This is a genomic window from Chryseobacterium nakagawai (genome assembly GCF_900637665.1).
GTDB lineage: Bacteria > Bacteroidota > Bacteroidia > Flavobacteriales > Weeksellaceae > Chryseobacterium > Chryseobacterium nakagawai.
In genome coordinates this window covers 2886175-2908240 of the sequence record NZ_LR134386.1, presented here as the reverse complement: position 1 = coordinate 2908240, position 22066 = coordinate 2886175, and the positions used below count along the sequence as shown (strand labels likewise).

Sequence of the window (22066 nt, the reverse complement as noted above, 5' to 3'; positions counted from 1 at the left end):
TATCTGTTAAACCAATTTCTTTTGTCCAATTTCCCCACATAAAATTCCCTGCATCATAAAGATTGTAAACATCATTTGCCCCTTCAAATTTAAAGAATGCTTCATCTTCTACATAGTGTGTTCTAAAAACTCCTCCATCTTCTGTTAAACCATTCTTTCCTCTTTCAACTTGATTTGTTAAAAAACTATGTGTAAAATCAGCATCATTATGAGATTCAAAGGCAATCATTGCATTTGCAATTCCATAAGCCGCCGCTTTCATTTCATTACTTGGCAATGCTACAACTGCTCCTCTAGCTTTTTTTATTTCATCATTTAACCCTACACTATTTACAGCTTTATCTACTTGCCCTGAGCTTATAGCATAATAAACCCTATCTCCTTTTTTAAATTCAGAATTTAAGAATTTCTTATCAACACCTTTTGGGTCATTGAATTTAAGTTCATTTCCTTTCATGTTAAAAAATCTATTGGGTTGATTATTTTGTTTTACATATTGAACTTTGCCTGAATTATTAACCGTAATATCATTTTTAGGGGCTCTACCATCAGGATCAATAAACCTAGTCGGATTGTTATAAGCATAATTATACGGGCTATGCCTTGTCATCTTTTCAGCCAACGGATCTACTACACCCCATCTTCCCAGATCCGGCATGTAGAATCTCGCTCCGTAATCATACATTCCCGTCTCCTGCAGCTCCTTGCCGTTGTACTTGTACTTGTACTTGTACTTGTACTTATATCCAAAATTTTAAAACTAAACAGGCTTTTAGATAAACAAGAACCCACTCAATGAGCGGGTTTTGTTTTATTATTAACTCAAAGTCATGGACTTTGTTTAGCTGGAGTAAATTTTGAACAATCAGGGGAGGAATATGAAACATCTTTATATGTATCTGAAAATTTTAAATTTTTACTCTTTAAAATTGATTTCATACATCCTGAGATTACACTAGGTGATAAAAAATTGATCTCATCTATTTTATTAAAGACAATATGCCAACTTTCAACTTCGTAATCTACTTCTATTTCAGCCTGATTAAAATTTTCATATGAAATTTTCTTAAACATTTTCTGTATTGCTTTGCATTCATTATCAGGTAATATAAGCTTATATCCTTCAAATGTATAAACATGGTTATATTTCATGTTTTTCATCACTTTAGGATCAAAAAATGCAATATCTACCGAATATTCACCTTTCTCTTTTGTTTCATCATGAAAAGCTAATACCAATATCCCGTTCTTAGGGTTGACCTTTCTTTTTTTAGAAATATATTCTATATATCCCTTAATAATATTATGTAAATCTTGTTTTCTAATAGCACTTTTATTAAAAGTAAAAAAGAAAATAAGAGTTATTAAAATTATTTTTTTCATTGATTTTCTAATTAAATTATTTTTTCTTACCTGTATAGACTGCTGCATTGTAATCATATTTTACATACCCTCCATTTGCTCCATTATTTTTCAGCCATGTACTATATACATATTTAGATATTGCGCTATTACTTTTTGAACGTCCTTTATCCCCAGCATCCTTGTACGCTATACCAAATGTTGGATTTCCCTTATTCCAATTTCCTTCACTGAATCCTGAGGGATTGTATTCAAATCCGGGATGTGAATGAACAGCTTCGGAATATACACCATCTTTGGTTATGTGCATTGTCGTAGACCCCATACTCAGATTATTATTCGCTAGAACATCGGCAGCACTTGCATGTTTAGTTTCATTGTAATTTGTACTTATCACATTTGTAGAAAACCCATCTGAAAAATCAAATTTATCTTGTCCAAATTCTACAGAAGTATTATCAGCTATAAACTCAAATACTTGTGTTGCTGTATCATAATTATTAATTTGAAAATAACCAAAATCAGGACCTACCCCTGCAATTGAAACTTTTTCATTCTTCAACTCTCCTATCTGAGATTCTCCTGTTGGATTCTTTTCTGTAACATTAGTCCGTGCAATTTGTATTGATTTAGATTCATCTTCATTCGTAACAGTATCGTATGTATTTGTATCGGCAGTACGTTCTATTTTACCATTATTAAAAATCTTGATCTTATCTTCTGCTTGCATTCCATCCGGATCAATAAATCTGATTGGATTATTAAAAGCATAATTATAAGGACTATGACGAGTCATCTTTTCCGCCAACGGATCCACCACACCCCATCTTCCTAAATCTGGCATATAAAATCTCGCCCCATAATCATACATCCCAGTCTCCTGGAGCTCCTTTCCGTTGTACTTGTAACTATATAACCCTCCAAAATTAGAAGTTCCAAACATTCCTGAGATATGGTTGAGACCAAAAGGATAATAGTTATTGGTATCCGTAACTTCTAGAGCACCTGCGCTGTCTTTTGCAAAACTCACCCTCGTATTTCCTAAGTGATCTTTATACTGGTAAATATAATGGTTTCATTACACTAAAAGGAAAAAAGACCATTGTAAATACAATAGCCTTTTTTTTATTTATGAGACACGAGCTACAAGCTAGCGTCAGCAAGGGGTTATTTACTAATAAATAAAACTAACATCTTTTTGAAGTATTATTAAATTTATTCTACTGAGGAGCTATCATAAAATTTTCCTATTGTATTATGTGAAATAAATATTAAAGGCAGTTCTTTATACGATTTAGCTTTACATACAGTATCATTTTCAATAATAATAAAAGCTCCTAGTTGTTCCATTGTTGATACAGTTGGTTTTTTTTCAGATAGAATAAAATCATAGGATTTATCTATGGTAATTTTTCCAACCAATTTTAACTTCGGCTTTTTATGATTGTATTTATCATAAAAATTATCTTTTAATGATATTACTAATAAAGTGTCTTTTCTATCATTTAATACTTTAAAAGCAAAAGCATACTGATACTCTTGTATCCCTACAACTTTATAATGAAAAGTATTATAACTTATTTTATTTTTTGTAGAGACACAACCCATAAAAATAATAAAAATAATGCAAATTAAATTTTTCATTTTTTATTTAGATAAATCGTTAATAAGTAATTCTATGTAGCTCTGTGGGCTTTTAGGATCAGGTTTATTTATATATAATTTCCCATCGGTAGGATCTTGAGATACATCAGAAGCAATATGTCTTGGATCTATTTTTTCTGTACTATCGTGTGCATTTTTATATGCTATAAATTCAGGAGTTGTTTGATCTAATGTAGGAGCACCTATGCCGGGAGAATTAACACCTCCAATATAAGATTCTAGAACTTCATGAAGAACAGAAACTCCTTTTTGAACGTTATAAAAATTATCTATTTTTTTAGTTTGTTCAGGATTTATGGTTTGTTTTGTATATGTTTTCCCATCTGATTTTATTTCACTCCCTCCATATGCACCACCTATATACCAACGACCAACATTGCTATAATTAGATGACGTTGCATTTACATTTACTATTACATTAGAGTCAGTTGTAGCAGATAATAATTTTTTATCTGCATTTGTTTTTGCAGTGCCAGAGGCAGTAACTTTACCCTTATCATCCATTTTTAATTCTAAAGATGTTGATTGTTGTAGTTGTTTAAAGGCTTCCTTTTGCTTGTCTCCTGTAATAATAACATCTTTTGCTTGTTTCCCATCCGGATCAACAAATCTTAGCGGATTGTTAAAAGCATAGTTATAAGGAGAATATCTTCTCATTTTCTCCGCCAACGGATCCACTACACCCCATCTTCCGAGATCCGGCATATACATCCTCGCCCCATAATCATACATACCTGTTTCTTGCAGCTCCTTTCCATTGTACTTATAACTATATAACCCTCCAAAATTAGAAGTCCCAAACATTCCTGAGATATGGTTGAGACCAAAAGGATAATAGTTGTTAGTATCGGTAATTTCCAGAACACCTGCGCTGTCTTTGGCAAAACTTACTCGGGTGTTGCCTAAGTGATCTTTATACTGGTAAATATAACGGTTTTCTGTGAAACTGTAAAAGCCTTCTGAAGTGGGCACAAAATCCAGCTTCCATGCTGGTGGATCTCCTATATTAGGAAAGGTTTTTCCGAGATTTCCGTAAGCCTGTTCTTCAAAAGCAGACTCGGTACGACAGGTTAGACAGAGTCCCCCACCTTCCCGGTATGAGTATTGGAAGCCATCCAGATAATCGGTCATACTGGTACTAACCGATCCTCTCGGAGGCCGGGTTGAATACGTTTTTCTTAGTTTGGTTCCATCTGCACGGTATAAATATCCAAGATTAGCACTTGTTTGCTGACCAACAATAATAGGATCCGGATGGCTCATTGCAAATGTATTGGGAAGGCTGAGATGATTATAACCAATAGTGTTGATTCCCTTATCTTTCATATTAATCATATTTCCATTCACATCATAATCTATTATATTATTTCCGCCTTCATACCCGGTATCGTTCATTGCAGATTCTATCACCTGATTCAGGCGGTTTCCGGTATATTTATATTCAAGGTTATCTACCAATGCAGGAGTTTGACCTGATATTGGAGTGGCTTTTCGTTGCAGGGTATTAATGTTTCCATTCAGGTCATAAGTAAGATATTCATCAAAATTACCATTGCCAGGATTAGTGGCATTAGGTTCTGAGTAGAATCCATTTTTTAAACGGTTCAAAGGATCATATTCATAGTTGTATCTTTTCAGAATGTCTTCTGAAGAATTCTTCCAGTCGATCTCTGCAATATTTCCGTTAAACTTCCCGGGTGATTTTGCTGAAGATATAGGATTATGATATTTTATTTCATAGCCAAACAATCTTCCATTTAGATTCAAAGGATCATTGATCTTAGTCATCCAACCACGGATATTGTACTTATAATCTATCTGCTGAAGCGCAGATCCTGCAGCAATTCCACCCACTTTTTTAGATTCCAGCTGCGAAAGTTCATTGTACGTATTCTGGGTAAGGATTTCCACAGGATTAGCATCTACCTGATGTTTGTGAACCAAAAGTCTGTTCTGGTGGTCATAGTCAAAGGTTTCGGTGATGACTCTTTCTGTATCGGTTTCTAACCTCTTATGTTTGGTGATCACCGTTTGGGCTAGTCCTGCAAAATCCAGCTTGGATTCTGTTTTGGTATAGCCTCCCAAATGATTGATGGAATGGGTGCCTATCACTCGTCCTTTGGTGTCATAATACGTATAATTCTTGGTCCAGTTGTCATCTTCAATATTTTTTACCAGCCTCATTACAGCAAGTCCTTTGGTGCTTTTTCCTTCCGGGGATACCGTTTCTTTTAATGTTTCTACTTCCTGGATGGTGGAAGGAAATGTAGGATTAAAGTTATACCCCGGATAAGTATCATAATAGTTAACCGAAAAGACTGTTTCAAGATAAGGGAAATTGGTGTTAGTATAAAATATCTGCATTCCGTTTTTTGTAAAGCCGGTGGCAGATCCATTCTCAGTCATCACTGTATCTCCAATCATTGTCTGCATATAAGCTCTGCTGCTCCCACTCACAATACCTGTTATGATTACTCTCCCTAATGCATCGTATTTTGTAAATAACCATTTATTCGTTAGACTCATATTAGCATCCTGGGTAAAAACTAATCGGTCAGCCTTATCATACACCATATATTCCCAGCCCTTTCCGGGAAGTTTCTTTTCTACCAGTCTTCCTCTTCCGTCGTAACGGTACTGGTAACAGAGATCATTGAGCAGAGCTTCGCTAATAGGTTTTTGAACCGCATTGGGAGGAATCACAAAGGCCAGCTGATCGTATTCGTTATACACATAGTAAGTATCTGCCTGCTCGGTGGAGCCCATCAGCTTTCTTACCAGCAAGGTTTGCCCTTTTCCGTTTTTGAACTCTACCGTTGGGTTTCCATCTTCATCTGTCACCGTATTTTTATACAAGGTACCAGGTGCATATAAAACTGCCGGAGATAAACTTATCCCACTTTTAGTGGCCCCGTTTTCCCAGGTGGTGGTGGTAATATGCTGGTACACTTCATTGCCTATATTGGTTTCATACCCAAACTTCACAGGCTTTGTACTCCAGTCATTCCCCACCTGGATCTGCTGCTGAAGCCTGTTCAAAGGAGAGTTTTCCAATATTTTCTCAGAATAGATCTTTTCTGAGCCATAAGGAGAACTGCTGGCATTGGATAAAGGATTGGGAATAATCCCTCCATTCAAAGTTCCTGATTGAGGTACAGGAAGATAGTCTTTCACCTGTCTTCCGAACTGGTCATATTCAATGTGAGTAACCACATCTTTTCCCAAGGGAGAGGCTTTTACATTCACTACCTGCTTAGGTCTTCCCAAACCATCAAAATACTGGACGGTTTCTGAGGTTTTTGAAGGGTTCGTTCCATTATAATCAAGATAGGTCCTGGATTGGATATAGTTTTCTCCCGGGGTAAGCTGGGCATGGACTGAATAGCTTATCAACAGCATGCCTATGGGAATTATAAGTTTTTTCATCGTCTTAGTTTTTGTAATGGTAATTGAATTCTTTTAATAGCTTTCCAGTATTGTTGTGCTCTCTGACTTCTTTAAGCCTGCCGGCAGCATCATAAAGGTAAACTTCTCGGATTCCGGAGGGAGGGGTAATGCTTCTTACTCCAATTAATGGATCATAACTGTAGGTTGTAATCTGATAAGCTGACAAGTTATCTCTAAAGTTCTTAAAGGCATTGTGCAGATTGGTTTCATCATTATTCCTTTCAGCGGCAGCATCCAGATTAGAAGCATTCACAATGCTATCTATAAAAGGTTGCCCAATTCCTTCCAGTTTTGTATTGTCAATCTTGGCAATAGGCTGAGTTTGGTTGTACCCCCAGATAATGACTGTTGATACTCCCGCTCTGTTAGTATACTGCACAATATTCCCTTTAGAATCATACTTATCATAACTCAATTCTGTTGATCCCTGACTAGGATTCTGGAGATCGTAAGACAATATTGAGGTCGGGAGTACCAAAAATCCTGTTTGAGAAATTGGAAGGCTCGTAGGGAAAATTGTTTTGCTTTTTGATACTATATTGCTAACTCCATTAGCGGTTTTGGTGGTCGCTGTTTCTAAGGGAATAGCAATCATATTTCTATCAATTAACAGCTGATTTCCGGCTTGGTGAGCATATTGATATTCTGTTTTTATATTCTCCCCGGATGGTAAAATATTTTCAGTACTTTTCACATTGAAAGGTTTGTTAACATCAGTATCCCAATAGGCATTTAATGTCTTTGTTAGAATAGATTTATTTCCAAAAAACTCCTTTGTTGTAGTTTCCACATGTTCTATTTTTGCAGATTCAATCATATACATTTTATTCTCAACAGCATAGATCTCCACCGGAACATCTAATACAAGGGCGGTTCCTCTTGTAATGTCAAAATCTGTAGAAAAGGCAGCTATTTGGGGAACACTGGTGGTAAATTCTGACAAACTGTTTTTTAAGGTATTTAGCTGATATCTGTTTGTAATTACTTTTAAGGTATCGTTGGCCTTATTCAGATAAATTTCTTTCTTTAACCTCCCGCCTTTCCATTTATTGTATACATAATTTGAACTGCTGGAAATTTCATATTCTCTTATAATTTTTCCTTTATCTGTAATTTCTACTACAGAAGGATAATTAATGACATCCGAGCTTCCATAGCTGGTGTTCCCCTGACTGGAATTGTGAAGACGGTAATATTTTTCAAAAGCATATCCAGTCTCCTTACCTTCAAAATATTCTTTTACCTGTCTTTTAATAATAGATGAAAAATTATATTTTTGTTTCAACTGAAAATCAGGAATAAAAACTCCATTTTCATATTTTCCGTAGGCATACTCATAAACGTTTGAAACATTATTGGCATCAATATCTTCTATTTTCCGGATACGAGGGCTACCATATTTTTTCGTTTCATCAATATAAGTTGGGTATTTATATCGAATTGCACCAGCAATCGCACATGTACATTTTCCTATTTTCTGCAACTGCAATACCAAATTTTTACCAGGTGATATATTCCAATCTACGGTTTTTGAGCGCCATTCAGAGAACTGTTGAGGGGAATATATTGCAGTTCCCGTACATTGGGTTTCTGCTATCGTTTGATTATCACCCGGATTACTGGCATTTAAACAAGCATTACTAAAGTTTACTTCAAGTTTTTCAGGCTCTGCATTAATTCCCAGATTTATTATTTGCTGCATATGTGCTGATGTAATTGTTAAAGTCTTTTTTTCATAAAAATCTTCTTCCGATGGATCCGTTTGCATTCCCCCTATTGGTAAATAATCCCAAGCATATCCTGTAGATCTTTTTCCTGAATTGTAGGGAAGTTCATAGTAAAAATTTTTCTTGGCTCCTGTGGGATATTTTATAGATGCCAGCGCCCCCAAAACAGCATACTCTTCATTCGGTTCCCTATCTCTTTTAGCAACAGCACTTAATTCTGTTAAAGGAATTTCGTAATCGTAAACCAAATTCGGAATATTGGGTATTTCTCTGTTATGGATGCTATTAATATATCCCCAGTAATCATCATTACTACTGCTGCGTTTAGGAAGCTTATACTTCTCATTGTACTCAAATGAATATTCCGTGTTTTGCAAATTATCACGAACACCCAGGAGTTTAAGCCTGTAATCTTCATAGGTTTTATTCGCATTATCCGTTTCAAAATAACTATAATTAAGACTAATATCTTTTACAATAACCCCAGCTTTATTGGTTACTATAATTCTACGAAGTGCAATTCCCTGCCCTCCGCTCAAGTCTTTTCTGTACGATGAACCATCTGAAAATGCCGCATTAGTATCATTGGAATACAAAAAATTAACTTCCCCATTATCAAAACTTATTTTACTGATCAGAGATTCTGAAAAAGAAGTAGAGGTCTCTGTTTTTTCATATCTGGGAAGACGAATCAGTTGTTCATACCCTCCACCTAAATTTGGGGTTAGTTTAAAATTGGCAACCTGGTTGATATTCCTTTCTCCATAACCATGGGTTTTATTATAATAAAACAAAACTGATTTGTTATTAATTTTAAGTTCATCTAGATTATATAATGTTTTATGCAAGACTGTAGGTCCCCCTATACTCCAGGGCATAACCGAATTTCTTGGAGACATCCAGTATTCTGTCCCCTGCGTATCTTTTATATAAAATTTACCATCATTTCTTGTGATCACAATATCATCATTGGGAATCAAGAACGTCTGATTATTCTCTTTCAGCAGGAAAGAACCTGATGCAGTAGGCAGGTTGTAATCAAAAATATCTTTTTGGGTATCGTAAGTACCACTGTATATACTTTCAAGATCAGCCCGTATCTGATTGTTCATATAAGATTCAGTAATGATCCCATTATAAGCTCCATATTCTGAAATGTTTTTCTTAAAAAAAGGGACATCCAGATCATCGAGACCTACTACATTATGAGAAATCGTTCCGGGAATACTCAACGACCAGCCTAATCCTACCGTAGTCGCTACCTCGTTTAATTTGATTCCTCCTGTATTATACGCAAGAGAAATAGGAATGCTAATTCCGTTAACGTTTATTGTATAAATTGGGATATTAATATTGGCTTTTCCTCTGAAGTAATCCATAGGTATAGCCTCCACTTTGGAAAGGCTGTAAGACTCTGCGCTGGCTGGTAAAGGAACAACCTGCTTGGTTTGTTCGTCACCAATTGTAAGCTGTGCTTTACAAAGCGCCCCAATTAGTAATAATAATATTATTTTCTTCATCGATTTTAGTTTTTATAATGGTAATTGAATTCTTTTAATAGTTTTCCGGTATTATTATGCTCTCTGACTTCTTTAAGCCTGCCGGCAGCATCATAAAGGTAAACTTCCCGGATTCCGGAGGGAGGGGTAATACTTCTTACTCCAATTAATGGATCATAACTGTAGGTTGTGATCTGATAACTGGACAAATTATTCCTAAAGTCCTTAAAGGCATTGTGCAGATTGGTTTCATCATTATTCCTTTCAGCGGCAGCATCCAGATTAGAAGCATTCACAATATTGTCTATGAATGATTGTCCAATTCCTTCCAGTTTTGCATTTTCAATCTTGACAATAGGCTGAGTCCCGTTATATCCCCAGATAATGACTGTTGATACTCCCACTCTGTTAGTATACTGCACAATATTCCCTTTGGAATCATATTGATCATAGCTCAATTCTGTTAATCCTGAAGAGGAATTCTCAAGATTATATGATAAAACAGATGTAGGAAGTACCAAATTCCCTGTTTGAGAAGAAGGAAGAGTCTTAGGATAAATGATTTCCGATTTTGAGAGTGTTTTTGTGGATCCATTAGCAGTTTGTTTCGTTTCTGTTTCTAATGGAATGGTAATCATATTTTTGTCTATCATAAGCTGATTCCCTTTCTCATAAGCATATTGATAGGACGTTTTTATTTTCTCTCCACTTGGCAATATATTTTCTGTGCTCTGGAGATTGATTGGTTTAGTGATATCTGTATCATAATAATTATTTCTAGAGGTAGTAATTATTTTTTTACCATTTAAATAATCTATAACCTCTGTAGTATCATTTTCTATTTTTCCTGACTCGATATTAATATATTTATATTGAACATTAAAAGCATCTACAAAATTTCCGGATACACCTTGTTCTTTTTTTATTTTTGTAATATCTAAATTAATTGCAAAGCTTATTTCTTTATTAGTAATAGGACTGTAACCAGAAAGAGAGTTCTTCAATGGTTTGAAAGAATAAGTATATATTTCTTTACGCAAAGTATCATTGTTTTTCTTATAATATTGAGAAAGTAATAAGCCACTTTTCCAACTGTCATAATCGGATATTGTTATTTCAGAAGCAGATTTGCTTTCATTACTTTGAGAAAAATTATAAATAATTTCACCTTTACCATTATATTCAGTGACTGTGGAATAAGTGATTAAATCCGAACTTGAATATGAACTGTTTGCAGATGATGAATTACTCAGTTTTAAAAACTGAAAATAAGCCGGAGCAGAATGCCCATCTGAGTGTGGGACTTCCCTATATACAGTTTTGGCATATGCAAAAGGTTGATTGATAACACCTCCATTATATTGGTAATTATAAATATTTTGTATGTTTTTTCCGTCATAATCTTCTACTTTTAATATTCTAAGTCCCCCGATATTCTTTATTTCTGTACTCTCATTACGTATCTCATGAAGGATATTCATATTAATATTACAGCCGCACTCATCAACTCTATACAGCTTTAAAGTTATTGGAAGTGTTGTGGCTGATTGTACATTAAGAAATGGTTTTCCATTAGATGTATATACATTGCTGCCATTACTTGTAATAACTTTAGCAGATCCAAGACAACTGGTAGGGTGTATTGTACCTGTATTGTCATTATTATTATCACACCAGTTAACAAATTGAAATTCAAATTTTGGTTCAATTAAACTGTTAAGTAAAGTGGAAGGGACTGAAAACGTTTTTTCAGAAGCATTATCTCCATATACTCCATCTTGATAAATATTTTCTAAAATTTCATATTCATCTCTTTTTATTGTTGTAGAATATTGCTTTGTTTTTGTTTGATTATTTTCATAATACAAATTTCTATATCCGCCAGTAGGATAAGTTATTTTTTTAAGAATACCCAATTGTGAATAAAGAGTATTTACTTCTCGATCTCTTCCATTTTGGTATATTTTGACTAAAGGATTAAAAGTTTCTCGTGGGATATTATGATCATCATTTAAATTCCCAATTCTGTTAATATATCCCCAGTAATCATCATTTGCTGTCGATCTTCTTGGTAGCGGAATACTTTCATCATATGTAAAATGATAAAACGATTTCTGTAAATTATCATAAACACTATTTAATTTCAGACGATAATCCTGAGGAATATCTGAAGAGGCCTGAGGATTGAAATATGAATAATTGAGAATAAAATCTTTTGTAGTTTCAGAGGTTTTATTCATTACTTTTATTCTTCTAAGAGCCAACCCATTTTTTATTGTTGAAGTGCCAATAGTAGTACCAATATCTTTTCTATACTTATCGTTATTTTCAATGGCTAATTCTAGGTCGTCAGAATATTCGAAAATAATCTCTCCTTCAGGGAATACAATTTTAGTAAGTAATTTTTCTGCATAATCAATTCTTGACCGTGTAATATCATATTTTGACAATCCATTAGGATTATAAGAGCCTCCTGTTTGTGTTGTTAAATTGATATATGCATTTTCATTAACTGTTTTTTCAATATAAGATTGATTTTTTGCATAATAAAATTTTATCATTTTTCCTTGAGCAGTTTGAAGACTGTCTATTCCGTATGAATTAACATACGGTGCTACCCCTGGAGTTCCTCCATTTATAAAATTCTTACCTGAAATCCAAAACTGATTACCCTGCTCATCTATTATTTTAAAAAGATCAGTATTAACTTTATTTATTTTTATATCTACATGCGGAATGGTATATCCGGCATTATTATTAACTATAAATCCACCATTAATTGTAGGTAAGTTATAATGAAATATATCCGGCATTGTATCATATGAAGAACCATTATATAATTGTTCTATAGTAGATATTCTGGGATCATTTGTACTATAATCTATAATACTATTTAGATACTGTGAAGATTCATTAAAATTTTTAAACCGTATAGAATAATTATCATCATCCTTTCCCATTATATTTTTGGAAATACTTCCAGGAATGGAGAGACTCCACCCTAAACCAACTGCACTTGCAACTTCATTAAGTTTTATTCCTCCTGTATTATATGATAATCCTATAGGAATATTAATTCCGTCTACACTGATGGTATAAAAAGGAATAGATATGTTAGCTCTCCCTCTAAACATATCCATGGGCAATTTAATTTCCCTACCTTATCAAGACTGTAGGCATTTGCTGTTGTAGGAAAAGGAACAATATTAGTATGTTGGGTTTCCTTATCATTTCCTATTGATAATTGAGAAAACGTCCAGCCAAAACAAAATAATAATATAAAATTTATAATTTTTCTTTTCATCTGTTTTATTTCTTAATCAGCTTTGCATTCGCTGTTTTATTATTATCAGTTTTTATAGTTACCAAATAAGCGCCTTGTACCAAAGCCTGGGTATTGATCTTAGTCACTCTGTTCTTGGTTTTGAAATTCTGAAGCTGTCTTCCACTCATATCATACAGCATAATATCTGCTTCTTTAAAATCAAAACCGATTTCTACGTAGGCATAGTCTGATACCGGATTCGGGTAGATCTTCATTTCATATTTGGCAATCAGATCACTTACCTGCTTGTCGCCAAGCTTTACGATCTTCCAGTTTTCTTTCCCTAATTCTTTGGCACTGGTTCCCGCTAACACAATAGAACCATCTCTATTCAGCTTTAAATCTGAAAGTCTTTCCTCTTTTTGTCGGGATTCTCCTGTTATATGTTTTCTCCACTGTTCATTTCCGTTGCCATCTAAATATAACATCCAGAAGGTCTCATCATCTTTTTGTATTCTTCCTTCGGCTTGAGTGTAACCTCCAAGTAAAATTCCTTTTGAAGAGTTGTCATCTGCGGAATGAATCACACTCATTCCCATCAGAATATCACGATTTTTGAAATTGTAGGACTTTTGCCACTGCTCCTCGCCTCTTTCATTAAGGGCAATCAGCCAAAGGTCTGTTCCTTCTTGGGTGCCTACTGTTTTGTTTCCTGATCGTTCTGATCGGGATTCTCCACCGATGATAAATCCGTTTGCAATTAAAGCCAGGGTTCTGATATGGTCGTCTCCCTTACCTCCAAAGTTCTTTTCCCACTCTACTTTTCCATTTTTATCCAGTTTGATGATCCAGTAATCCCCTTCACCGAAGTTGCTGCTGGCTTTTGGCATCTGGCTTATGGCTGTTGAACTCACTAATCTTTCATCTGAAGATTTTACTTCAGTATTTCTTATCCCAGAATCCTTAACCTCGGAACTTCTTGAATAAATACCCAATAATGCCCCGCCGTCTTTGGTTGGAATCATTTTTTCCACTTCATCTAGACCTTTTCCGCCTAATATTAATTGGGAAAGTTCTTTTCCCTCTTTGTCGAGTCTGGTTATCCAAACATCTTTGGAACCATAGCCCTTTGATGAGTTTTGAACATTTCCGGCGACAAAAAAGCCCAAGTCTGTCGTTTGAATAACAGATTTAGCTTCCTCATCAGAAGAAGTGCCCAATGTTTTCTGCCATAATTCATCCCCGAATTCATTGATTCGGATGAGCCATATATCGGAACCACCTTTGGAATCATCTTTCTTATCGAGTCCTTTTCCTGAATACGAAGTTCCGGCTAAGAGAAATCCGCCATCCTGAGTGCTTACTGTTGCAGATAAATAGTCGTGATTTTGCCCTGAAAAATACTTTTCCCAGGCCTGCTCTCCCTGTTGGTTCAGCTTCACCAGATGGAAATCATAGCCGTTGTTCTGTTTATTGCCTTGTTGGAATTTGTCGCTCTGTATAGAGCTGCCTGTAATAAGATACTGTTGATCGATGGTCGTAGTCACCTGACTTAGAAAATCTTGGGTAGTGGATTGGATGTCTTTCTGCCAGAGTACTTCCTGAGCAGACATACCCAGAACCGTGCATACAGTACATGCACCGAGATAAATTTTTTTCATTCCCGTGTTGTTTTTGAGTTTAATGATTAGGTTTTTAAATTCGAACAAATTTAACTTTTTTTCGTTAGCACAAATCATATCCATGTGATTTAACATGAAATATTTGTAATGAATTATCGAATTTCATTACACTTTCATGATCTTACACGATCTTATCCAAAGCTATCACATCACAACGACAGAACACGACGTATTTTTTCCATAAAAAAACCTTTGAAAAAATTTCAAAGGTTTTATTGATTTCTGCCTTGGAGAACTTCTTCTATCTCTTCCAGCGAAAATCCTTTTGCTTTTAATAAAATGAGTAAATGATATAAGAGATCAGCTGCTTCATTTTTAAAGAGAGTTTCATTATGATCTTTAGCTTCAATAACTAATTCTACAGCTTCTTCTCCTACTTTTTGAGCCATTTTGTTCATTCCTCTCTGATACAGTGAATAGGTATAGGATTCATCAACTTTGTCATCAATTCTTTGGGATATTTTTTCTTCCAGCTCGTATAAAAAGCCTTTTGAAGTCTTTTCGCCAAAACAGCTGAAGCTCCCGGTATGGCATACTGTATTTGTAGGAATGACCTTAATCAGTATCGTATCCTGGTCACAATCTATATCAATACTTTTTACGGTTAAAAAGTTACCCGATGCTTCTCCTTTTGTCCAGAGTCTGTTTTTGGAACGGCTGAAAAAGGTAACTATTTTTTGTTTTTTTGTTTTTTCAAAAGCTTCCTTATTCATATAGCCCAGCATCAGAACTTGCAGCGTTCGGTTATCCTGAATCACTACCGGAACCAATCCGTTATCTTTATTAAAATCAATATTCATCGTACTTGTATTTTTTGAGTTTTTAATTGTTGTTTTAAATCCTGAATTCCTATTTCATTAAAATGGAATATACTGGCTGCCAAAGCTCCTGTAGCCTTGGTTTCATTAAATACTTTAACAAAGTCATCTACAGCTCCGGCCCCACCTGAAGCAATCACAGGAATGGCTACCCGCTCTGAAACCTGCTTGGTAATATTGAGATCAAAACCGTTTTTAGTTCCGTCACCATCCATAGAAGTTAACAGGATTTCCCCAGCCCCCAAAGCTTCCACTCTCCTTGCCCATTCTACCGTATCAAGCTCTGTGGCCTCTCTTCCTCCTTTGATGTGAACAACATCAGTTGAGCCTACTTTTTTGGTATCTATAGCAACTACCACACATTGGCTTCCGAATTCATGGGCTAACTCAGAGATTAACTTCGGATTTTTTACAGCTGAAGAATTAATACTTATTTTATCCGCTCCCGCTTCCAAAAGCTTGCTCACATCTTCCACAGAGGCTATTCCACCCCCAACAGTAAACGGGATACTCAACTCCTGGGCGATCTTCCGTACCAACTCCACAAAGGTTTTCCTGTTTTCAATGGTGGCTGTAATATCAAGAAAAACAAGTTCATCTGCGCCCTCCAATTCATATTTTTTAGCCAGTTCTACAGGATCTCCGGCATTTTTCAGATCCTCAAAATTGATTCCTTTCACTGTATCTCCATCTTTAATATCCAGACATGGAATAATTCTTTTTTTAAGCATTTTCAATAAAATTTTGAAGTTGTTTCAGACTTATTTTTCCTTCATAAATAGCCTTTCCGATAATTGTTCCTGTACATCCTATATCTTTCATTTTATAAACATCTTTAATCCCTGAAATTCCACCACTGGCCACCAGGTGTAACGACGTTTTATATAAAATTTCAGTATAAAGACCTGTTGAAGGTCCTTCCAGCATTCCATCCTTCGAAATATCCGTGCATATGGTAGTTTTAATTCCCTTTTTCTGATATTCCAGAATAAAATCAATAATGTCTTTATCACTTTCTTCCTGCCAGCCGGAAGTTTTTATTTTTCTATTCTCACAATCAGCTCCCAGAATAATCTTATCCGGACCATATTTTTCAATGATCTGAAGACAAAATACAGGATCCTGTACTGCAATACTTCCTAGAGTGATCTGCTTTGCTCCTGAATTAAAGACTGTTTCAATATCCTGCGAGGTTTTTAATCCACCCCCAAAATCAATTTGTAGCGAAGTAGATTTTGCAATATTTTCAAGCACTTTCTGATTCACAATATGCTTTGATTTTGCACCATCAAGATCCACCAGGTGAAGAAACTGAATACCAAAGTCTTCAAACTGCCTGGCCACTTCTACAGGATCTTCATTGTATATTTTCTTTGTGTTGTAATCCCCTTTGGATAAACGCACACATTTTCCTTCAATAATATCGATAGCCGGAATAATCTTCATCATGATAAGTTTATAAAGTTGTTAAGTATCTGGCTTCCTACACCTCCCGATTTTTCAGGGTGAAACTGCACCGCATAAAAATTATCTTTCTGCATAGAAGCACTAAATGGAAGGATGTAATCACAAACGGATGTGGTAAATTCCGATAGCTCACAATAATAGCTATGCACAAAATATACACCATTTTCGGGTTCAATTCCTGAAAATAACGGAGAGATTTGTCCTGAAACCGTGTTCCAACCCATATGGGGAACAAGCTCCAAAGGCGGGAATCTTTTGACATCGATATTGAAAATCCCCATTCCCTCCGTATTTCCTTCTTCGTTTCCTTTGCACATGAGTTGCATTCCCAGACATATTCCCAAAACAGGTTGCTTCAATGTTGGAATAAGTCGATCAAGTCCTTTTTCTTTCAACAACTTCATGGTAGACGAGGCCTCACCTACACCAGGAAAAATCACCTTATCTGCTTTCAGGATAAGTTCAGGGTCATCTGTAATGACTGAGCTGATATTTAACCTGTTTAAAGCATTCTGTACAGAGCTTACATTACCTCCGTTATATTTTATTATTGCAATCATATTATAAACTTCCTTTAGTGGAAGGTAAATTATAGTTGATATCAGATTGATTAACCGCCATTTTCACCGCTTTGGCAAAGGCTTTGAAAATAGATTCAATCTTGTGATGTTCATTCTCTCCTTCTGCTTTAATATTTACATTGGTTCTCGAAGAATCTGTAAACGACTTAAAGAAGTGAAAGAACATTTCCGTGGGTACATCTCCTATCTTTTCTCTTTTAAATTCAGCATCCCAAACCAACCAGGGTCTGCCCCCAAAATCAATGGCTACCTGCGAAAGGCAATCATCCATAGGAAGCAGAAAACCATATCTTTCAATCCCTTTTTTCTTTCCTAATGCCTTTAAAATGGCTTCCCCCAAAACAATGCCCGTATCTTCAACCGTGTGGTGTTCATCTACCTGAAGATCCCCATTAACTTTGATCTTAAGATCCATATTTCCGTGTCTGGCAATCTGTTCCAGCATGTGATCAAAAAAATGAAGCCCTGTAGAAATTTCAGATTTGCCTTTTCCATCGATATTTATCTCAATTTCTATTTCCGTTTCATTGGTCTTTCTGTAGACTTTTGCTCTTCTCATTCCGGATTTTAAGAACTGGTAAATCTCAACCCATTGCGTTGTTGTCAGATCAGATTCACTATTAAAGCTTTGGTTAAGAAAAATAGATTTAGAACCCAAGTTTTTAGCAAGTTGCACATCCGTACTTCGATCACCAATTACATAAGAATTTTCGAGATTATAATCACCATATATATATTTCGCCAACATTCCTGTTCCAGGTTTTCGGGTGGGCAGATTCTCATGTTCAAAACTTCTATCAATTAAAATATCACTGAAAATGATGCCTTCATTTTCAAAGGTTCTGAGCATTTTTTCATGAGGGACCGTAAAGGTTTCCAGAGGAAAACTCTCTGTTCCTAATCCATCCTGATTGGTCACCATGACCAATTCAAAATCCAGTTCATTGGCAATTTTTGAAAGATTTTGCAAAACTCCAGGATAAAACTCCAGTTTTTCCAGCGAATCCACCTGAAAATCAGTAGGAGGTTCAATAATCAAGGTTCCGTCCCGATCGATAAACAATACTTTTTTCATACTTATATGTTTTTTAAAAGGGTTACCAGCTTCTCATTCTCCTGGCGGTTTCCTATATTTATTCTGATGCATCCCGGAATAGCCGGATCTCTTCTGCTTGTCAAAATTTCCTGTTCCAGCATTTGTACATATACATTGTCAACATCCTTTAGCCTGATTAAAAAGAAATTAGCATCTGTTGGAAATATTTTACCAATACATGCAATTCCTTTAAACTGATCCCTCAGCCATTCACGCTCTGCTACAATATCACGTACATTCTCTTTCAGCTTATTTTCATCTTCAAGAGCATTCAGAATTAGCTCCTGGCTCAATGCATTAACATTGTAAGGTGCTTTCACGGTATTAATCAACTGAATAATCTCTTCCGAAGCATAGGCAACACCTACTCTGGCTCCTGCAATCCCCCAAGCCTTCGAGAAGGTCTGAAGAACAATTAAATTGGGATACTTTGCCAACAGCTCAAGACTTGATTTTTTCCCGGAAAATTCTATATAAGCTTCATCCACTACAACAATTCCATTGAAGTTTTGAAGGTAAAATTCAATATCTTCAGTACTATTTCCGGTTGGATTGTTGGGAGAACATAGAAAGAAAACCTTGATAGATTCTTTCTGTACTATTTTTAAAAAGTCATCTTTCACAATATCAAAGTTCTCATCCAAATTCAACTGTAAAACCCTGTTTTCATTGATCGTGGCATAAAAACCATACATTGCAAACGACGGGTTCATCATTAGGATAGAGTCTTTTTTAGGTTCACAGAAAATCTTAATGATTAAATCGATCAGTTCATCACTTCCGTTTCCTATCGCTATTTGCCCGGGAGAAAGATTTTTAAGCTCAGATAATCTGGTTTTAAGTTTTCTTTGGGTAGAGTCCGGGTAACGGTTCCATTTTCCAAAAGGGCTTTCATTAGCATCTAAAAAAGTAGGATCATTAAACTCATTATGATCTCTGAAGCTTATATAAGGTTTTAATTTTAAAATATTTTCTCTTACTAATGTATTGATACTGATTGTATTCATATTATCGTTTTAATCTTATTGATACTGCATTTTTGTGGGCAAGAAGCCCTTCTGCCTCTGCCATTATTTCTATTGTTTTTCCTAAACTCTGAAGTCCTTTCTTCGATAAATGCTGGAAGGTAATTTTCTTCACAAAACTGTCCAGGGATACACCACTGTAATTCTTTGCATAAGCATTCGTAGGAAGGGTGTGATTGGTTCCGCTTGCATAATCTCCGGCACTTTCACAGGAATAATTCCCAAGGAATACAGAGCCTGCATTCTGGATCATAGGGATATATTTTTCAAACTCATCAAGCGCAAGAATAAGGTGTTCCGGAGCATATAAATTGCTGAACTCAACAGCTTCCTCAAGACTATTTAACAAGATAAAACAACTATTTTCAAGTGCTTTTCCTGCCATTTCATTTCTCGGTAAGCGTTTGATTTGATGTTCAACACACCTAATAACCTCATTAAAAACTTTAAAGTCTGTGGTTAGAAAAACCACCTGGCTGTCACTGCCGTGTTCTGCCTGTGAAAGCAAATCGGCAGCACAGAATTCCGGAATAGCTTGCTCATCAGCAATCACGAGAACTTCACTAGGTCCTGCCGGCATATCAATAGCGACTCCATACCGTTGGGTATACTCTTTTGCTGCTACTACGAATTGATTTCCAGGGCCAAAAATTTTATATACTTGTGGAATACTTTCAGTTCCTAAAGCCATAGCTGCAATGGCCTGAGCGCCTCCGGTTTTGAAAATTTTTGAAACCCCGCAGAGCTTTGCCGTATATAAAATGGCAGGATTAACATCTCCATTTTTATCTGGTGGTGTACACAGAATGATTTCCTCACATCCGGCAATATTAGCAGGGACTGCAAGCATCAAAACTGTTGAGAATAAAGGAGCTGTTCCCCCCGGAATATAAATTCCTACCTTTTCTATCGCTCGGTTTTCTCTCCAGCAAACCACTCCTTTTGTTGTTTCAATTTTCTGAATCTCCGGATTTTGTGAATCGTGAAATTTAAAAATGTTTTCTTTTGCTTGTTGGATAGCCTGCTTTAAATCATTACTAAGTTGATTTTCCGCATTATTTATTTCCTCTTCTGTAACAGCAATGTTTTTGGTTTCGGCTTTATCAAATTTTTTATTGAATGCTATTAAAGCTTTATCTCCTTTATTTTCAACTTCAGCAAATATTTCAGCAATCAGTCCGGAAATCTCTTCCCGTTCAAAAACAGGTCTCTGTACCAGCTTTATCCATGAATCTTTTGTTGGATATCGATATATTTTCATTTGTATTATTTTTTATTGATCTCTCATTTTTTGAATCATTAAGTTTATTTAAGCCGCTAAGAATCATCTAGATCATTGTTGAATTTATTAAACTTAACTTATCTTAATTTTTCTTTACTGTTCGTTACTTTTCTTAACAGTATTATTCTTCTTTAAATCACCATTTTGTCAATGGGAATAATGAGTATATCTTGAGCTCCATTCTCCTTCAGCTCATCGATAACTTCCCAGAAACGCTCTTCATCAATCACAGAATGAATACTACTCCAGCCTTTTTCTGCCAATGGAATCACCGTAGGGCTTTTCAGTACAGGAAGTACATCTGCAACTTTTTGGATTTTATCATTGGGAACATTCATCAGGATGTATTTTGAATTTTTTGCCTTTAAAACGGCTTTGATTCTGAAAAGGAATTTATCCAGAATAGCTGCTTTGTCGGATGATAATTGTGGCGTTTGAGCCAGAACTGCTTCTGATTTCAAAAGCGTTACCGTTTCCCTCAATCCGTTTTTGAATAAGGTACTTCCGGAACTTACGATATCGCAAATTCCTTCTGCAAGCCCGATATTGGGAGCAATTTCTACGGAACCGGAAATCACGTGGATATCTGAAATGATTCCTTTTGCTTCTAAAAAATTCTTAAGAGTGTTAGGGTAAGAAGTGGCAATTTTTCGGCCTTGGAAGTAGCCAAGATCATCGGTTTCAACTTCTTTTGGGACAGCAATGGAAACACGGCATTTTGAAAACCCCAGTTTCTCAACAATTTGAAACTGCTTTTGTTTCTCAATCAAAAGATTTTCACCTACAATAGCAACATCCACCACTCCATCTTCCAGATATTGAGGAATGTCTGAATTCCGAAGGTACATGATTTCCATCGGGAAGTTATCTACCGAAACTTTTAGCTGATCTTTTCCATTGTTGACAAAGATTCCACAGTCTTTAAGAAGCTGCAGGGATTCTTCGTACAGCCGTCCACTTTTCTGAATCGCAATTTTTAATTTACTCATTTCGTCTTTTTGAGTCCGAGCAAATAAAAACTGATCTGTTGAAATTTCTGAAGAGAATTCAGGAAACAAAAAAAACCGTCTATTTACTCAGACGGTTTTTAAATATTTTTGATTTTAGCACAAACATATATCAATCAATTCCGCCTAACAGAGATGATGAT

The 22066-nt window shown here is 35.5% G+C and carries 15 protein-coding genes and 1 pseudogene; all 16 read right to left on the bottom strand.

From position 1 onward, the window contains the following. Positions 1–541: 541 nt before the first annotated feature. Positions 542–727 (bottom strand): annotated as a pseudogene (locus EL260_RS26200) (RHS repeat-associated core domain-containing protein); the annotation flags it as partial. A gap of 101 nt (positions 728–828) precedes the next feature. Then, complete coding sequence (locus tag EL260_RS13110; RefSeq protein ID WP_123855777.1) at positions 829–1431, bottom strand: hypothetical protein; 603 nt, start codon at positions 1429–1431, stop codon at positions 829–831. Then, on the bottom strand, positions 1400–2392 hold the full coding sequence (locus EL260_RS25980) for an RHS repeat-associated core domain-containing protein (RefSeq protein WP_317126502.1): 993 nt from the start codon (positions 2390–2392) through the stop codon (positions 1400–1402). The genes EL260_RS13110 and EL260_RS25980 overlap by 32 nt, the downstream gene beginning before the upstream one ends. A gap of 185 nt (positions 2393–2577) precedes the next feature. After that, positions 2578–3006 carry a hypothetical protein gene (locus EL260_RS13100; protein ID WP_123855776.1) on the bottom strand — a complete coding sequence of 143 codons (429 nt, stop codon included), beginning with the start codon at positions 3004–3006 and terminating at the stop codon, positions 2578–2580. A 3-nt stretch (positions 3007–3009) separates the two neighbouring features. Beyond that, a complete protein-coding gene (locus EL260_RS13095) occupies positions 3010–6453 on the bottom strand; it encodes an RHS repeat-associated core domain-containing protein (protein ID WP_228445444.1) in 3444 nt (1147 codons plus the stop codon). Positions 6454–6457: 4 nt separating this feature from the next. Continuing rightward, positions 6458–9721, bottom strand: coding sequence for a hypothetical protein (locus EL260_RS13090; protein WP_123855775.1), 3264 nt, complete (start codon positions 9719–9721; stop codon positions 6458–6460). 5 nt (positions 9722–9726) lie between these two features. Further along, positions 9727–12840 (bottom strand): hypothetical protein, encoded by a 3114-nt coding sequence (locus EL260_RS13085; protein WP_123855774.1) that lies wholly within the window; start codon positions 12838–12840, stop codon positions 9727–9729. A 169-nt stretch (positions 12841–13009) separates the two neighbouring features. Continuing rightward, the gene (locus EL260_RS13080) at positions 13010–14626 is read right to left on the bottom strand and encodes a T9SS type A sorting domain-containing protein (RefSeq protein WP_123855773.1); all 1617 of its coding nucleotides are present in this window, start codon (positions 14624–14626) and stop codon (positions 13010–13012) included. A gap of 233 nt (positions 14627–14859) precedes the next feature. Further along, positions 14860–15447, bottom strand: coding sequence for a bifunctional phosphoribosyl-AMP cyclohydrolase/phosphoribosyl-ATP diphosphatase HisIE (gene hisIE, locus EL260_RS13075; protein WP_123855772.1), 588 nt, complete (start codon positions 15445–15447; stop codon positions 14860–14862). Beyond that, entirely contained in the window at positions 15444–16196 is a 753-nt protein-coding gene (hisF, locus tag EL260_RS13070; protein WP_123855771.1) for an imidazole glycerol phosphate synthase subunit HisF, read from the bottom strand. Before hisF ends, hisIE begins: the two co-directional genes overlap by 4 nt. Then, the gene (gene hisA, locus EL260_RS13065; protein WP_123860530.1) at positions 16189–16911 is read right to left on the bottom strand and encodes a 1-(5-phosphoribosyl)-5-[(5-phosphoribosylamino)methylideneamino]imidazole-4-carboxamide isomerase; all 723 of its coding nucleotides are present in this window, start codon (positions 16909–16911) and stop codon (positions 16189–16191) included. The genes hisF and hisA overlap by 8 nt, the downstream gene beginning before the upstream one ends. Then, on the bottom strand, positions 16911–17492 hold the full coding sequence (hisH, locus tag EL260_RS13060; RefSeq protein ID WP_123855770.1) for an imidazole glycerol phosphate synthase subunit HisH: 582 nt from the start codon (positions 17490–17492) through the stop codon (positions 16911–16913). The genes hisA and hisH overlap by 1 nt, the downstream gene beginning before the upstream one ends. A gap of 1 nt (position 17493) precedes the next feature. After that, a complete protein-coding gene (hisB, locus tag EL260_RS13055; RefSeq protein WP_123855769.1) occupies positions 17494–18588 on the bottom strand; it encodes a bifunctional histidinol-phosphatase/imidazoleglycerol-phosphate dehydratase HisB in 1095 nt (364 codons plus the stop codon). Positions 18589–18590: 2 nt separating this feature from the next. After that, positions 18591–19616, bottom strand: a complete 1026-nt coding sequence (gene hisC / locus EL260_RS13050; protein WP_123855768.1) for a histidinol-phosphate transaminase — start codon at positions 19614–19616, stop codon at positions 18591–18593. A gap of 1 nt (position 19617) precedes the next feature. Next, positions 19618–20895 (bottom strand): histidinol dehydrogenase, encoded by a 1278-nt coding sequence (gene hisD, locus EL260_RS13045; protein ID WP_123855767.1) that lies wholly within the window; start codon positions 20893–20895, stop codon positions 19618–19620. Positions 20896–21047: 152 nt separating this feature from the next. Further along, entirely contained in the window at positions 21048–21905 is an 858-nt protein-coding gene (gene hisG, locus EL260_RS13040; protein ID WP_123855766.1) for an ATP phosphoribosyltransferase, read from the bottom strand. Positions 21906–22066 lie beyond the last annotated feature (161 nt).

What these genes read in the sequence shown, in the direction of transcription:
- EL260_RS13110 (WP_123855777.1), bottom strand. Translation starts at nt 1,431, where the DNA reads ATGCAGCAGTCTATACAGGTAAGAAAAAATAATTTAATTAGAAAATCA.
- EL260_RS13100 (WP_123855776.1), bottom strand. Translation starts at nt 3,006, where the DNA reads ATGAAAAATTTAATTTGCATTATTTTTATTATTTTTATGGGTTGTGTC.
- EL260_RS13095 (WP_228445444.1), bottom strand. Translation starts at nt 6,453, where the DNA reads ATGAAAAAACTTATAATTCCCATAGGCATGCTGTTGATAAGCTATTCA.
- EL260_RS13090 (WP_123855775.1), bottom strand. Translation starts at nt 9,721, where the DNA reads ATGAAGAAAATAATATTATTATTACTAATTGGGGCGCTTTGTAAAGCA.
- EL260_RS13085 (WP_123855774.1), bottom strand. Translation starts at nt 12,840, where the DNA reads ATGGATATGTTTAGAGGGAGAGCTAACATATCTATTCCTTTTTATACC.
- EL260_RS13080 (WP_123855773.1), bottom strand. Translation starts at nt 14,626, where the DNA reads ATGAAAAAAATTTATCTCGGTGCATGTACTGTATGCACGGTTCTGGGT.
- hisIE (WP_123855772.1), bottom strand. Translation starts at nt 15,447, where the DNA reads ATGAATATTGATTTTAATAAAGATAACGGATTGGTTCCGGTAGTGATT.
- hisF (WP_123855771.1), bottom strand. Translation starts at nt 16,196, where the DNA reads ATGCTTAAAAAAAGAATTATTCCATGTCTGGATATTAAAGATGGAGAT.
- hisA (WP_123860530.1), bottom strand. Translation starts at nt 16,911, where the DNA reads ATGAAGATTATTCCGGCTATCGATATTATTGAAGGAAAATGTGTGCGT.
- hisH (WP_123855770.1), bottom strand. Translation starts at nt 17,492, where the DNA reads ATGATTGCAATAATAAAATATAACGGAGGTAATGTAAGCTCTGTACAG.
- hisB (WP_123855769.1), bottom strand. Translation starts at nt 18,588, where the DNA reads ATGAAAAAAGTATTGTTTATCGATCGGGACGGAACCTTGATTATTGAA.
- hisC (WP_123855768.1), bottom strand. Translation starts at nt 19,616, where the DNA reads ATGAATACAATCAGTATCAATACATTAGTAAGAGAAAATATTTTAAAA.
- hisD (WP_123855767.1), bottom strand. Translation starts at nt 20,895, where the DNA reads ATGAAAATATATCGATATCCAACAAAAGATTCATGGATAAAGCTGGTA.
- hisG (WP_123855766.1), bottom strand. Translation starts at nt 21,905, where the DNA reads ATGAGTAAATTAAAAATTGCGATTCAGAAAAGTGGACGGCTGTACGAA.